Source organism: Paraburkholderia franconis (genome assembly GCF_009362735.1).
Taxonomy (GTDB): Bacteria; Pseudomonadota; Gammaproteobacteria; order Burkholderiales; family Burkholderiaceae; genus Paraburkholderia; species Paraburkholderia franconis.
In genome coordinates this window covers 21271-33803 of the sequence record NZ_WHNP01000047.1, presented here as the reverse complement: position 1 = coordinate 33803, position 12533 = coordinate 21271, and the positions used below count along the sequence as shown (strand labels likewise).

At 63.9% G+C, this 12533-nt stretch carries 13 protein-coding genes; 3 read left to right on the top strand and 10 right to left on the bottom strand.

The features are described from left to right. Positions 1-157: 157 nt before the first annotated feature. From GCT13_RS48655 to GCT13_RS33420, 4 genes are all read right to left on the bottom strand, one after another. The gene (locus GCT13_RS48655; protein WP_193727821.1) at positions 158-334 is read right to left on the bottom strand and encodes a hypothetical protein; all 177 of its coding nucleotides are present in this window, start codon (positions 332-334) and stop codon (positions 158-160) included. A gap of 138 nt (positions 335-472) precedes the next feature. Then, positions 473-1714, bottom strand: a complete 1242-nt coding sequence (locus GCT13_RS33430; RefSeq protein ID WP_152765698.1) for a metal-dependent hydrolase family protein — start codon at positions 1712-1714, stop codon at positions 473-475. A gap of 85 nt (positions 1715-1799) precedes the next feature. Further along, positions 1800-2312: a GAF domain-containing protein gene (locus tag GCT13_RS33425; RefSeq protein ID WP_152765695.1), complete on the bottom strand. Its 513-nt coding sequence runs from the start codon at positions 2310-2312 to the stop codon at positions 1800-1802. Then, positions 2309-3673, bottom strand: coding sequence for an MFS transporter (locus tag GCT13_RS33420; RefSeq protein ID WP_321574792.1), 1365 nt, complete (start codon positions 3671-3673; stop codon positions 2309-2311). The genes GCT13_RS33425 and GCT13_RS33420 overlap by 4 nt, the downstream gene beginning before the upstream one ends. A gap of 180 nt (positions 3674-3853) precedes the next feature. Here GCT13_RS33420 and GCT13_RS33415 point away from each other — a divergent pair, with 180 nt between their 5' ends. Then, a complete protein-coding gene (locus GCT13_RS33415; RefSeq protein ID WP_152765692.1) occupies positions 3854-4822 on the top strand; it encodes a LysR family transcriptional regulator in 969 nt (322 codons plus the stop codon). Between the two features lie 25 nt (positions 4823-4847). On the opposite strand, the gene GCT13_RS33410 is transcribed toward GCT13_RS33415, so the two are convergent. The 6 genes from GCT13_RS33410 to GCT13_RS33385 all read right to left on the bottom strand — a co-directional run bounded on the left by GCT13_RS33410 (position 4848) and on the right by GCT13_RS33385 (position 10535). Then, a complete protein-coding gene (locus GCT13_RS33410; RefSeq protein ID WP_152765689.1) occupies positions 4848-5828 on the bottom strand; it encodes a sulfonate ABC transporter substrate-binding protein in 981 nt (326 codons plus the stop codon). Positions 5829-5961: 133 nt separating this feature from the next. Then, a complete protein-coding gene (locus GCT13_RS33405; RefSeq protein WP_152765687.1) occupies positions 5962-6789 on the bottom strand; it encodes a MetQ/NlpA family lipoprotein in 828 nt (275 codons plus the stop codon). A 187-nt stretch (positions 6790-6976) separates the two neighbouring features. After that, positions 6977-7447: a VOC family protein gene (locus tag GCT13_RS33400; RefSeq protein WP_152765684.1), complete on the bottom strand. Its 471-nt coding sequence runs from the start codon at positions 7445-7447 to the stop codon at positions 6977-6979. A 105-nt stretch (positions 7448-7552) separates the two neighbouring features. Further along, a complete protein-coding gene (locus GCT13_RS33395) occupies positions 7553-8332 on the bottom strand; it encodes a class II aldolase/adducin family protein (RefSeq protein WP_152765681.1) in 780 nt (259 codons plus the stop codon). Between the two features lie 32 nt (positions 8333-8364). Further along, complete coding sequence (locus tag GCT13_RS33390; protein WP_152765678.1) at positions 8365-9234, bottom strand: amidohydrolase family protein; 870 nt, start codon at positions 9232-9234, stop codon at positions 8365-8367. A 14-nt stretch (positions 9235-9248) separates the two neighbouring features. Beyond that, entirely contained in the window at positions 9249-10535 is a 1287-nt protein-coding gene (locus GCT13_RS33385) for an MFS transporter (protein ID WP_152765675.1), read from the bottom strand. A gap of 382 nt (positions 10536-10917) precedes the next feature. On the opposite strand from GCT13_RS33385, the gene GCT13_RS33380 reads away from it, so the two are divergent. Both GCT13_RS33380 and GCT13_RS33375 read left to right on the top strand, forming a co-directional pair. Further along, entirely contained in the window at positions 10918-11649 is a 732-nt protein-coding gene (locus tag GCT13_RS33380; RefSeq protein ID WP_152765672.1) for an IclR family transcriptional regulator, read from the top strand. Positions 11650-11676: 27 nt separating this feature from the next. Beyond that, positions 11677-12510, top strand: a complete 834-nt coding sequence (locus GCT13_RS33375; protein WP_227747132.1) for an enoyl-CoA hydratase/isomerase family protein — start codon at positions 11677-11679, stop codon at positions 12508-12510. Positions 12511-12533: the final 23 nt, after the last annotated feature.

Genomic DNA, 12533 nt, shown 5'->3' with positions numbered 1-12533 from the left:
GCATATTGGCGCCCGTGTGAGTCTTGTTGGCTCTTCATTCACCGACGCGGTGAGATCCCCAGGATCCTTTTGCCCGGATGCCCAGGGGCTTATTTCACTGGCGCGGCGTGGCGACACTGAGCAGGTAAAGCACGCGATGGCAGGCGACGCCCGCACGCTAGAGCTTCGGATTGGCCAACAGATAAAAGATCACGCCTGCCCCAACCATCGTGACAGGCAGCGTGATGAGCCAGATCAGCACAATGCGCACGAGCACAAGGCGACGCCGGCGGCGGCGGGCGTGAGCGAAGTCTTCTACCCGGGCGAGATCGAGGCGCGCAACGCCGCACGGCATCGCGACGAAGGTCTGCTATTGCCCGAGGACACCGTGAGCGATCTGTTGCGCGTGGGTCGCGAGGCTAACGACGATGCTAGAGGGCTTTCGCAGACGACATGGCAATGTCGAGAAGCGGGACATAAAACCAAAGCGCCCTCACAACTCTCCGAACTCGATCGCGCCACCTTTCATCACGAGCGGAATACGTTCGCCTTGCCCGAGCAGACACGAGATGTCGCGCAGCGGATCGCCATCCACGACGATCAGGTCCGCCCATGCGTCAGGCGCGATGCGCCCGAGCTTCTCCGGCAGGCCGAGCACATCGGCGGCCGTCGTGGTCGCGCAGGCGAGCGTCGCGGCATTGCCGAGCACTTCGGCGCGGATGCGGAACTCATCGCTTTGCAGGCGTTGCGACGGCCCCAGCAGGTCCGAGCCGAAACCCATCTTCACGCCCGCATCGCGATAGATCTCCAGCGAACGCAGCCCCGCCTCGCGCACGTCGGCGATCTTCGCGACGCTCTCTTCGCCGAGACCATATTGCGCGCCCTCCGAGGCCAGCGCTTCATATGTGGCGAGCGTCGGCACCACATAGGCGCCCATCTCGGCCATCAGTCTTGCCGTGGGCGCGTCGATCAGATTGCCGTGCTCGATCGTGCGCACGCCCCAACGCACGACGCGCGCAATCGCCTCGGCCGTGTACGCGTGCGCCATCACGTAGGTATGACGCGCGCGCGCTTCGTCGACGATCGCGCGCACTTCGTCTTCCGCGTAGCCGAACGCGCCGACGGGGTCCGTCGGCGATGCGACGCCGCCCGAGGCCATGATCTTCAGATGGTCGGCGCCCATCTGCAATTCTTCGCGCGCGGCGCGGCGCACTGCGTCGACGCCATCCGCGACGCGAGCGAGTGCACCCACCCGCACACAGCAGCCGCACGGCGCGCTGTCGCCCATGTAGTCCGAACGCGCGCGCATGTCGCCGTGGCCGCCCGTCTGACTGAGCGCGCGCCCCGCAACGAACAGACGCGGACCGACGGCCAGCCCGCTCTCCACGGCCTGCTTGTGCGGATACCCTGCGCCGCCCGCGTCGCGCACGGTGGTGAATCCGCGCCGCAGCATCGAGCGCATGATGGGCACCGAGCGCAACGTGACGAGCACATTCGGCATGTGCACCTGCTGCGCGAGGTTCAACTGTACGGCCACCACATGCACATGCAGGTCGATCAATCCTGGCATCAACGTCTTGCCTCGCAGGTCGATCTCGCGCGCGGCCGCGCTCTTCAAAGGCCTGTCGGACACTTCCTTGATGAGGCCGTTTTCGACCAGCACGTGATGCGCTTCGCGCAGTTCGCCCCGCTCGACATCGAGCACGTTTGCGTTCGCGAACAGAATGCTTTCCATTCGATTCCCCTCTGGGTTGCGTCAATGGGTTGCGTCAATCGTTTGCATCAGTGAATCGCTCCGCTGCCGATCGCACGCGTCGTTGTCAAGCGTCGTCGAGCAGTGTCGGCAGGGCGAACTGCGCGAGCGACTGTGCGAACGGAACGTGATCGTCCCGATACCAGGCTCGCGTATGCAACAGGTTCAGCGACGCCAGCGTGCGTCCCTTCCAGCGCACGGGCACGTTCAGCACGCTTTCGCAACCGAGCGACGCGATCAGCTCGTGGTCGGGGAACACCGCACGCAGATCGTCCGCCGTTCTGCCGATGAACGCGTCGCCGCGCGTCAGCACCGTATCGACCCAGCTGCCGCCCGCGAGTGGCTTTTTGGCCGCCGTCGGATATTCGTTCGGCAGATTGCTGTAGACGCGCGCCGATTCGTTTGTCGTGGCGTCGTAGCGCAAGATCGTAAAGAGCGTGTGCCCAATCGTTTCGGCGAGGACCGTATCGAGTGCGCGATAGAGCGTCGCCGGCTGATTTGCGTGGGCCTGCGCGCGAGCCAGCGCGAAGAAAGGCTGCAATCCGAAGGCCTGCAATCCGCGTTCGCGTTTGTCGTTCATACCGCTTCTCCTGCGGCGATGTCTTCGAGCGAGCGTCCGCGCGTCGGCACGCCCATCATCACCACGGAAATCGCGCCGAGCAACAGGACGACGGTCGTCACGCCGAACACGCCCGCGAATCCGAACTTCGGATACAGATAGCCGACGAGTATCGGCGACACGATCGCGCCGATCCGGCCGATCGCCGATGCCGTTCCGGCACCCGTCGTGCGCACGGCCGTCGGAAACACTTCCGCCGTGTACGCATAGACGCCCGCATACGTGCCGTTCATGAAGAACGACAGACCGATGCCCGCTGCCATGATCTCGCCGTTGGTGCCGGCGAAGGCCATGCCCAGCGCGCACGCGCAGCCGAACAGCATGTACGACGCGATTGTCGCTTGCCGTCCGATGCGTTCGTTGAACCACGACGCGCTGAAGTAGCCCGGCACCTGCGCGACATACATCGCGACCGAATAGCCGAAGCTGCGCGTGATACTCATGCCATGCTGGACGAGCAGGCCGGGAATCCACGTGAAGAACGCGTAGTAGCTGAACGTGATCGACAGCCACATCAGCCATGTCATCGTCGTGATGCGCGCCTGGCGTCCCGTCCACAACACGCGGAAATTCGCGGATAGCGTGCCCGTCGAGATCGAAGGCTCACTGCGCGGACCCGTCGGCTCAGGCTCCGGCAGGACGATGCCGCGCGCGGCGAAAGCGGCCTCGATGTGATCTAGCACACGCACCGCTTCATCCGTATGCCCGCGGCTTTCCAGCCAGCGAGGCGACTCGGGCAGCGCGCGGCGCCACCATAGCAGCATCAGGATCGGCACGGCGGTGATGAGAAGCACGACGCGCCAGCCCGCATCGAACGCCGGCACGATGAAGTATCCGAGCAGCGCGGCAGCCACGAAGCCGAATGAAAAGAACCCGGCCAGCGCACCCGTGAAGATGCCCCGATACCGCTTCGCCACGAACTCGGCGAGGTAGGGCGCGATGATCGCGCTCTCGGCACCTGTTCCCATGCCGGCCACGATCCGTGCGGCGAGAAACGTCGGCCACGAATCGGTCATCGCGCTGACGACGGAGGCGACGCAGTAGATCAGCAGCGCCGACATCATCACCTTGCGTCGGCCGATCAGGTCGCCGAGCGTGCCCGCGAGCAGCGCGCCGAAAAAGAAGCCGATGAAGTTGCCGCTGCCGAGCACGCCCGTCTGCACGCTGGACAGGCTCCAGTCGTGGCGCAGCACGGGCAGCACGAAGGCGACGGCGGCGGCATCCATCGCGTCGAAGGCGTAGCCGAGGCCGCCCATCAGCAGCAGGTGTCCGTGAAAGCGTCCAAACGGAAGGCGTTCGATGCGTGCAGAAACATTTGACACGGTGACGTTCGACACGGGTGTGCTCCTGTAGTCGCGATAGTCGCTCGGCCTGACGGAGTGGGCCGGCGCAACGATCACGTGCGCACGGCCCCTTCTGATTGAGGCCGATTCTATGGCTTGTCGAACGTCATAAATATTTATATTCTTGATCTCGTACATTGACCTCGTGAATGGACAGCAATGAGCTTCCGGTCACTCGATCTGAACCTGCTGAAGGTATTCGAAGCCTTGATGACGGAAGGCGCCGTCACGCGGGCCGCAACCAAGCTGTCGCTTACGCAGCCCGCCGTCAGCAATGCGCTGAGCCGCTTGCGCGAGGCTTTCGACGATCCGCTGTTCGTGCGCAACGGCGCGGGCGTCACGCCGACACAACGCGCGATGGCGCTCTGGGGGCCTGTCGGCGATTCGCTGAGCCGCATTCGCGCCGCGCTCGACGAGGAGACGTTCTCGCCGGGCAACGCGCAGGTCAGCTTCAGTCTGTCGATGTCGGATTACGTTGCGGGGATCGTGATGCCGCGCCTGATCGAGCGGTTCAGCGAAAGCGCGCCGCGCCTGCAATGGCATACCGTGCCGAACATTCTGCTCGATGCGCCGGCGCTGCTCGAAGGCAATCGTGTCGATTGCGTGATCGGCGTTTACGTGAACGAGACGCTGCCGCCCGCGCACATCCGCTCGCGCTCGCTCTGGACGGTGGACTACGCGTGCCTGATGCGGCGCGGCCATCCGCTTGCGGCGCCAGGCCGGCTGACGACGCGGCGCTTTCTGAATGCAAGCCACGTCGACATCAGTCTTGCGGGACAGACGCAACCGTCATTCGACAGCTTTCTTGCGTCGCGCGGATTGAAGCGCAACCTCGTCGCGACGGTCAACCATTACACGGTCGCGTGCGAGATCATCCGTGCAAGCGATCTGATCGCCGTGTTGCCGCGCGATCTGTGCGAACGCAGCGGCGACGGCGAACTCGTGAGCGTGCGCGCGCCGCTCGAGGCGCCCGATCGCGTGATCAGCCTGTTCTGGCATCAGCGCAACGAGACCGTGCCCGCGCATCGCTGGTTGCGCGATCAACTGGTCGATATGTTCGCTTCGCCCGGGCTGGCCGCGCAACGCGCGCTTCCGGCTGTGGGAGCAAGACGGGCCGGCTCTGCGTAGATCGCGCGCGCGGTCGTTGCGTACGCTACGCGAGATTCGGCGGCGCCGCTTTCAGCACATCGACGTGCTTCGGAATGAGGCCAAGATCGAGGAACGTATCCGCGATCTGTTGCTGCTCGCCGAGGATCGCGCGGGTAATCGGCTGCGTGCCGAACTGCTGCCGGCCCACGGCTGCATCGACGACGGGCTTCGGCAAGCCCCATAGCTGCGCCAGCTCGCTCGCCAGTTGATCCTTGTTCTGCTTGCCCCACTGATCGACCTTGTCGAGTTCTTCGATCAGAATCCGGATCACGTCGGGGTTCTTCGCTGCATACGTCTGCGACGAAAAGTAGTACGCGCGATTGCCTACGACGCCGCTCGCATCCGCAATCACGCGCGCGCCCAGCGATTTCTCCGCTGCCGCGAAGAACGGGTCCCAGATGACCCAAGCGTCGATGGATGCCCGCTCGAATGCGGCCCGCGCGTCGGCGGGCGCGAGGAAGACCAGGTTGACGTCGCTGTATTGCAAGCCATGCTGACGCAGCAGCTTCACCAGAAAGTAGTGGACGTTGCTGCCCTTGTTGAGCGCAATTCTCTTTCCCTTCAGGTCCGCTACCGAGCGTATCGTCGATTGCGGCGGCACGAGCACGGCTTCGGACTGGGGCCGCGTGACCGTTGCCGCTACATACGTCAACGGCGCGCCCGCTGCCTGCGCGAAGATCGGCGGCGCTTCGCCGACATCGCCGAAATCGATCGAGCCGACATTTAACGCTTCCAGTTGCACGGGGCCTGCCGCGAACTCCGTCCAGCTCACCGATACGTTGAGCGGAGCGAGCCGCTTTTCGAGCGTGCCGCGTCCTTTGAGCAGATTCAGATAACCCTTCTGGTTGCCGATGCGCAGCGTGCGCGGCGTTGCCGCTTGGGCCAACGAAACGGGTACAACGGCAGTCGAGGCCGCTGCCGCAACAGCACCGAGCGAAAGTTTCAGGAACGCGCGGCGATCGCGCGACGTGTTGATCGTGGACATGGCAGAAGGACGGAGCGAAAGGAGAGGGCGAGTCTTTGGGAGCGGGCACGGTCATGTGTCGCGGGGGCGCGACTCGAAGCGCGCCCCGAAACCGTGAGTGAAGTGCGCGGCGCTGTTTGCGCCGGGCGCAGCATCAATGCTGTGGCGCGCCCTCCCATGCCGGCAGCGTCGCGCCGTGATAAACGGTCAGGATCGTCGAAGCGACATTGGCCTGCTGATAGCTGTCGACGAGCGTCTTCACCCAGGCCGCTTTCGCATCTTTCGTGTTGACCGCGATGAAGTTGCGATACGGATTGCCGGGCACCTTCTCCTGTGCGATGCGTTCCTGCGGAATCTGGATGCCGGCCTTGATTGCCCAGTCGGTGTTGACGACAGCCGCGTCCAGATCGCCGATCGCGCGGCCGACGATACCCGCGTCGAGCTCCTTGATCTGGATGTGCTTCGGATTGTCCGCGATGTCGCGAGCCGTCGGCAGCAGGCCGACGTCGGGGCGCAGCTTGATGAGCCCGTTCGCCTGCAACAGCAGCAGTGCGCGGCCTTCGTTGCTCGGATCGTTCGGCACGCCAATCGTCGCGTTCTGCGGCAGCGCGGCGACCGACTTCACCTTGCGCGAGTAGAGGCCGATTGGCTGCACGTACGTGAAGCCTACTGGCACGATGTCATAGTGGCGCGCTGCGATCTGCGCATCGAGATAGGGCTTGTGCTGAAACGAATTGGCATCGAGATCGTGCTGCGCGAGCGCTTCGTTCGGCTGCGTGTAGTCGGAGAACGTCGTGACCTTCACGGTGATGCCGTGCTTCGCCGCATTGGTCGCGACTGCGCGCCAGACGTCCTCGTCCTCGCCGGACATGATGCCGACGCGCACTGTCTGACCGGCTGCGAGCGCCGGTTGTGCGCTCACGATGCCGCAAGTCAGAAGAAGGGAAAGGAGCGCGGCCTTGAGCGTCTTCGTTGTTCTCATAGGATCAAAGGTAATCGAAATGAAGATCACCAGATCGTAGAGAGGCGCTTGCGGCCACGCAAATAATATCGAACGCTATCGTTATCGCGGATAGGCGCAAGTGAATTCGTTCAGCGATGCAAAGCCTTTTGCGCGGTGCACGCTATGCCGTCACTCGGACCCACAGGCATTGACTGGATCAGGGCGCTCAATCGAGCCGCGTGCGGGTGGCGAGCCCGCTCGCCTTATCCCATTCTTCAGGCGTCATCTTTTGCACGGTGACGCCGAAGGTCCAGATGTGTCCCTCCGGGTCCTTTGCACGATACGTTCGATCACCGTAGAACTGGGTTTGCGGTTCCGTCAGAATCGTCGCGCCCGCCGCGCGCGCATGGGCGCAATGAGCGTCGATGTCTTCGCCCTCGGCGAGTTGCACATGCACGGACTGCGTGTTCTTGCCGCCGACCGAGCGCGGGCTCTTATGGTCATCGCTCCACTCGCTGCCGACCATCACGACGGAATCGCCATATGACATTTCGGAGTGGGCGAGATTGCCGTCACTGTCGAGGATCACGAACAGCGGTTCGAACCCGAATGCGGCTTCGAGCCAGCGAAAAGCGGCCTTCGGGTCTTGATACGAAACTGCGCTGGACAGGCCTTTGCTACGGTAGGCATCAGTCATTTCGATTCTCCTGTTGCCGTTGCAGGGATAGCCTAATCAGTTTCGCAATCTTTGTCGAAGTCTGCCGGTCAAGTCATGAGTACGGCGATCGGCGTGATACACGGACTAGTTGCGATACGAAGGGTCCCGTCGGTCGAGAAAGCGCAGCATCGCGGGCCATTCCATTTCGCCATAAGGGCGGCGAGTTTCCGGCTTGTACAGGTGCGCCGTCTTGTCGATCACATGCTGCGGCGGCAAATGAAGCTCCGTATTGCACGCCATCGCATCGACTTGCGCGCGGCACGCGTTTTCCAGCCAGTAAATCGCGTTGAAGGCTTGCGGTATCGATGCGCTTGCAACCAGCAGACCGTGATTGCGCAGAATCATCGCTTCGGCATTGCCCAGGTCTTCAGCGAGCATCTTGCGTTCTTCGAGATTGATCGCCACGCCCTGATAGTCGTGATACGCAACGGGACTGAAGCGCATCGCCGTTTGCGTAAGCGGCAAGAGCCCGCACGACAGCGCCGACACAGCGAGTCCGCCGCGGCTATGGGTATGGATCACGCAATTCACGTCATGCCTTGCCGCGTGCACCGCGCTGTGAATCACATAACCGGCTGCGTTGACGCCGTAGGTGCCATTGTTCGGATTGAAGAGCACGTTGCCGTTGATATCGATCGTGATGAGACTCGACGCCGTGATCTCCTCGTACATGTAGCCATACGGGTTGATCAGCAGGCGCGTTTCGTCGCCGGGAATGCGCGCGGTGATGTGGTTGTACACGAGATCGCTCAAGCCGAAATAGGGCATCAGCCGGTAGCATGCGGCCAGGTCGACACGCGTATTCCACTCCGCTTTGGAAACCATCGACTTCACGTCGGACGGCACGTTGTGTTCCATCAGCATGGTCATCTCCAGAATTCATCGGATGGCGCGGCTCATTGCGGGTCGAACCCGTAGAGCGTGACAGGGTTGTCCACGAGGATGCGTTGCTGCGCCTGCATCGACGGCGCCCAACGCATCAGCGCGTCGAGCAGTTCGCCGTCATCGGGCATCGTGCCTTCGAGATTGGGATGAGGCCAATCGGTGCCCCACACGCAACGTTCCGTCGCCACGCGGGCGAAGAGTGTCGCGAGCGCGTCGACATCGCGAAACGGATAGCCGTCGTTCGAGCAACGATACCCGCATAGCTTCAACCATGCACGGCCGCCATCGAGCAGCGCGCGCAACGCGGTGACGGCGGGATGCGCCGCGCCCCACGCCGCAGGTATCTGCCCCATGTGATCGATGACGACGTCGGTGGGCAGGCGGCGCAGTATCGGCAGCAGGTCGGGCAGATCCGCGCCGTTCGCGTAGATCTGCGTGTGCCAGCCGAACGGCGCGATCTTTTCCGAAAGTTGCGTCAGATGCTCGACGGGCGGACCGCCGGGCGTCACGAGATTGACCCGCACGCCACGCACGCCGGCTTCGTGCATCAGCCGCAACTCCGGATCGCCGATATGCGGGTCGATCACGACGACTGCGCGGCTGCACTGCACGCCGAAGTGCGCCACGGCATCGAGCGTGCAACGGTTGTCGGTGCCGTAGAAGCTGGGCTGCACGATGACGACGCGCTGCACGCCGAGCACGTCCTGCACATGCTCGTACTGGCTCAGCGACGCTTCGGGCGGCGTATACGCGCGGCCTTTGCTCAACGGAAAGCGTTCGAACGGACCGGCGATATGAATATGACAGTCGCACGCGCCGGGCGGCGCCTTGTGCTCGGGCGTGCTGATCGTCGTGCGTGGTGCCTGGCAGCTTGCGGACATGAAGGGTATCGGTATCAGGACGGAGTGTAGCTCTTTGCGGCGCCGCTTTCGGACTGCCGGGACGGCTCGGCATCGTCGGGCAAGGGCCTGCCGAGCGTTTCGGGCAACAGCAGCACGGCGAGGAACATGACGGCATAAGCCGCGATGCCGAACGCCGCGATCGCGTTGCCCAGTCCTATCACGCTTGTCAGCTTGCCGACGAGAGCCGGAAAGAGCGCGCCGATGCCACGGCCGAAGTTGTAGCAGAAGCCTTGCCCCGCAGCGCGGATGCGCGTCGGGAACAGCTCGGTCATGTACGGTCCCATCGGCGAGAACATCATGAACGCGCAGAGGCCGAGCGGAAAACCGAGCACGAGCATCGCGCCGTTGCTGATCGGCATCAGCATGTAGGCACCGAGGATTACCGCCGAGCCGATCGCGCTGAGCATGAAAGTCCGCTTGCGTCCGATCGAATCGGCCAGATACGCGCCGAGAATGAAGCCGACAAACGCGCCGGCGATCATCACCGTCGTATAGCCCGTCGTGCCGATGACCGAGAGGCCGCGAGTCGTCTTCAGGTACGTCGGCAGCCAGATCAGGAATGTGTACGAGCCGCCAATCGATCCCGTCGCGAGCGCGGAGACCCTGAGCGTCGTCGCGAGATAGTCGGCGCGAAAGATGGCGAGCAACAGACGCAGCATGCCGCGATTGGGGCGCTCGCGTCGTCCCTTCGTGAAGACGCCCGACTCGGGTACGTGCCGGCGCACCCAGAACACCAGCAGCGCGGGCGCGAGGCCGATCCAGAAGAGCGCGCGCCATGCAAGATGCTCCGGCATGATCGAGAAGAACAGGCCGAACAGCAACGCCGCCAGCCCCCAGCCCACCGCCCATCCGCTCTGCACGATGCCGACTGCGCGGCCGCGATAGACGCCTCGCACCGTTTCGCCGATCAGCACGGCGCCCGCCGCCCATTCGCCGCCAAAGCCGAAGCCTTGCAGCGCGCGGCAGATGAACAGCTGCTCGTAGCTCTGCGTGAAGCCCGACGCGAACGTGAAGATCGCATACCAGAGGATCGTGGCCTGCAATACGGCGACACGGCCGAAACGGTCAGCGGCGAGTCCGCTGAGCCATCCGCCAATGGCCGATGCGAGCAGCGTCACCGTGCCGAGTACGCCGGCTTCGGCTGCCGTGATGTGCCAGCTGATCAGCAACGTCGGGATGACGAAGCTGTAGACCTGCACGTCGAGCGCATCGAGTGTCCAGCCCAGGAAGCAGCCGGCCATGGTGCGCCGCTCAGTCTTGTCGAGCTCCGTCATCCACATGTCTGTCTCCTGATCGTGCGCCGGCTTGCGCCGCCTTCGGGCATCGCGAAACGTTCGTCATCCGAATCGTTTCGATGGCCTCTGCAACGCGGCATGAGATCGCTGCCCTCTGCCGCTTCGACGTGTATTTTTCGCTATTTCGAAAGACGTTTCGTATATTAGGAATGTTTGGATCGAAATATAGGAGCCGGTTTTTGACGTGTCAAGGAACGCTCACGCCACGCCGGATCGCGCCAAAGTCCTGCCGCGGCGCGTGAAGCAGCGTTTCGCGAGCGTCAAGAGACGCGCACCAGGGCTTTCCACTAGCACGCGACGCTGGCATAGGCGGCCAATTTCCCTATACTTGTTTTCGAAATACCAAATCATTTTTCGAATATACGAAATGAAACCGACCGATCGCGCACTGGGAATTTTCGAAGCATTCGAGAACGAGGGGCGTCCGATGACGCTCAGCGAACTCGCCGAGGCGGCAGGCCTGCCCGTGAGCACAAGTCACGGCATCGTCCGGGTGCTGCTCGAACGCGGCTATCTGTATCTGACGAGCCGCAGGAAGGACCTGTTTCCCACGCGCCGCCTGTACGACATGGCGGCGAAGATCATCGCGAACGATCCGTACCTCGAACGCATCGAGCCTCAGCTTCAGACGCTGCGGGACGCGACGCAGGAAACCGTGATCGTCGGCAAGCGGCAGCACGATGAAATCGTCTATCTGCGTGTGCTGGAAGGGCCGCAGACGATTCGCTACAGCTCGGCGGCGGGCGCATTGAAGCCGCTGCATTCGACGTCGATCGGCAAGGCGATGCTGAGCCGGGTCGACGCCGGCGAGCTGCGACGCTTCCTCGCGCAGGCCGCGCTGTCGAGCGTCACGGACAACACGATGACGACGGCCGATGCGCTGTTCGACGACATCGCGCAGTCACGCGAGCAGGGCTACTTCGTGACGCGGGGCGAGAGCGTCAGCGATGTGTTCGCGGTCGCGGTGCCCGTCGACGTGAACCGCGACGTGCTGGGCATCGCCATCGCCGGACCGCGTCACCGGATGGAAGATCAGATCGAGCGGATCGGCGCCGTGCTGCTTGAAGCGAAGCGCGCGATCGAAGCGGACGGCCACTGAAGAGGCGCGCCGAGGAGACAGACAGCCATGTCCGACCGGCACGACGCCGAAGCTCATATGCAGACGAACGCGCAAGCGAACGTGTTGGCGGATGTGCGCAGCGGCGTCCTTCACGTGACGATCAACCGCCCGGACAAACGCAACGCACTGAACCGGGCGACGCTCGACGCCTTGCGCGATGTTTTCGCCGATGCCGCGCACGACACCGCATTGCACGCCGTCGTGCTGACGGCGGCGGGCGAGCGCAGCTTTGCGGCAGGCGGCGACTTGCGCGAGTTCGACGCATTGCGCAGCGTCGCCGATGCGGCCGCGTTGTTCGATCACGCGGCCGCCGCGCTCGATGCGATCCGCGCGGCGCCCGTGCCCGTGATCGCCGCGTTGAACGGCACGGCGCTGGGCGGCGGCGCGGAACTGGCGGTGGCGTGCGACTACCGCGTCGCGGCGGCGCATGCGTGCATCGGCTTCGTGCAGGCGACACTCGCCATCACGACGGGCTTCAGCGGTTCGGCCGATCTGTTCGCGCTGCTTGGCCCTGCGCGCGCGATGCGCGTGCTCGCCGAAGCGCGGTTGATGGACGCGAAAGAAGCGCTCGCGCTCGGCCTGATCGACGACGTCTGCGATCCGGCGCAGCCGCTCGACGAACGCGTCGCGCAGTTCGCGCAGCCGTTCGTCAGTCGCGCGCCGCACGTGGTTCGCGCAATGAAGCAGATCGCGGCCGCGCATCGCCGCGCCTTGGCGCAAGCAACGCGCGACGCGGAGCGCGCGGCCTTCGTGGCGACATGGACCGCGCCCGCACACTGGGAGCAGGCGCAAAAATTTCTCGACCGGCAGCGCGCATCGACAACCGACCCGAAGGCGTAGCCGGTGCTGCATGCGCCGTCCCG

Excerpts from the sequence above, each read along its gene's own strand:
- GCT13_RS48655 (WP_193727821.1), bottom strand. The coding sequence starts at position 334 with ATGCCGTGCGGCGTTGCGCGCCTCGATCTCGCCCGGGTAGAAGACTTC.
- GCT13_RS33430 (WP_152765698.1), bottom strand. The coding sequence starts at position 1,714 with ATGGAAAGCATTCTGTTCGCGAACGCAAACGTGCTCGATGTCGAGCGG.
- GCT13_RS33425 (WP_152765695.1), bottom strand. The coding sequence starts at position 2,312 with ATGAACGACAAACGCGAACGCGGATTGCAGGCCTTCGGATTGCAGCCT.
- GCT13_RS33415 (WP_152765692.1), top strand. The coding sequence starts at position 3,854 with ATGAGCTTCCGGTCACTCGATCTGAACCTGCTGAAGGTATTCGAAGCC.
- GCT13_RS33410 (WP_152765689.1), bottom strand. The coding sequence starts at position 5,828 with ATGTCCACGATCAACACGTCGCGCGATCGCCGCGCGTTCCTGAAACTT.
- GCT13_RS33405 (WP_152765687.1), bottom strand. The coding sequence starts at position 6,789 with ATGAGAACAACGAAGACGCTCAAGGCCGCGCTCCTTTCCCTTCTTCTG.
- GCT13_RS33400 (WP_152765684.1), bottom strand. The coding sequence starts at position 7,447 with ATGACTGATGCCTACCGTAGCAAAGGCCTGTCCAGCGCAGTTTCGTAT.
- GCT13_RS33395 (WP_152765681.1), bottom strand. The coding sequence starts at position 8,332 with ATGCTGATGGAACACAACGTGCCGTCCGACGTGAAGTCGATGGTTTCC.
- GCT13_RS33390 (WP_152765678.1), bottom strand. The coding sequence starts at position 9,234 with ATGTCCGCAAGCTGCCAGGCACCACGCACGACGATCAGCACGCCCGAG.
- GCT13_RS33385 (WP_152765675.1), bottom strand. The coding sequence starts at position 10,535 with ATGTGGATGACGGAGCTCGACAAGACTGAGCGGCGCACCATGGCCGGC.
- GCT13_RS33380 (WP_152765672.1), top strand. The coding sequence starts at position 10,918 with ATGAAACCGACCGATCGCGCACTGGGAATTTTCGAAGCATTCGAGAAC.
- GCT13_RS33375 (WP_227747132.1), top strand. The coding sequence starts at position 11,677 with ATGTCCGACCGGCACGACGCCGAAGCTCATATGCAGACGAACGCGCAA.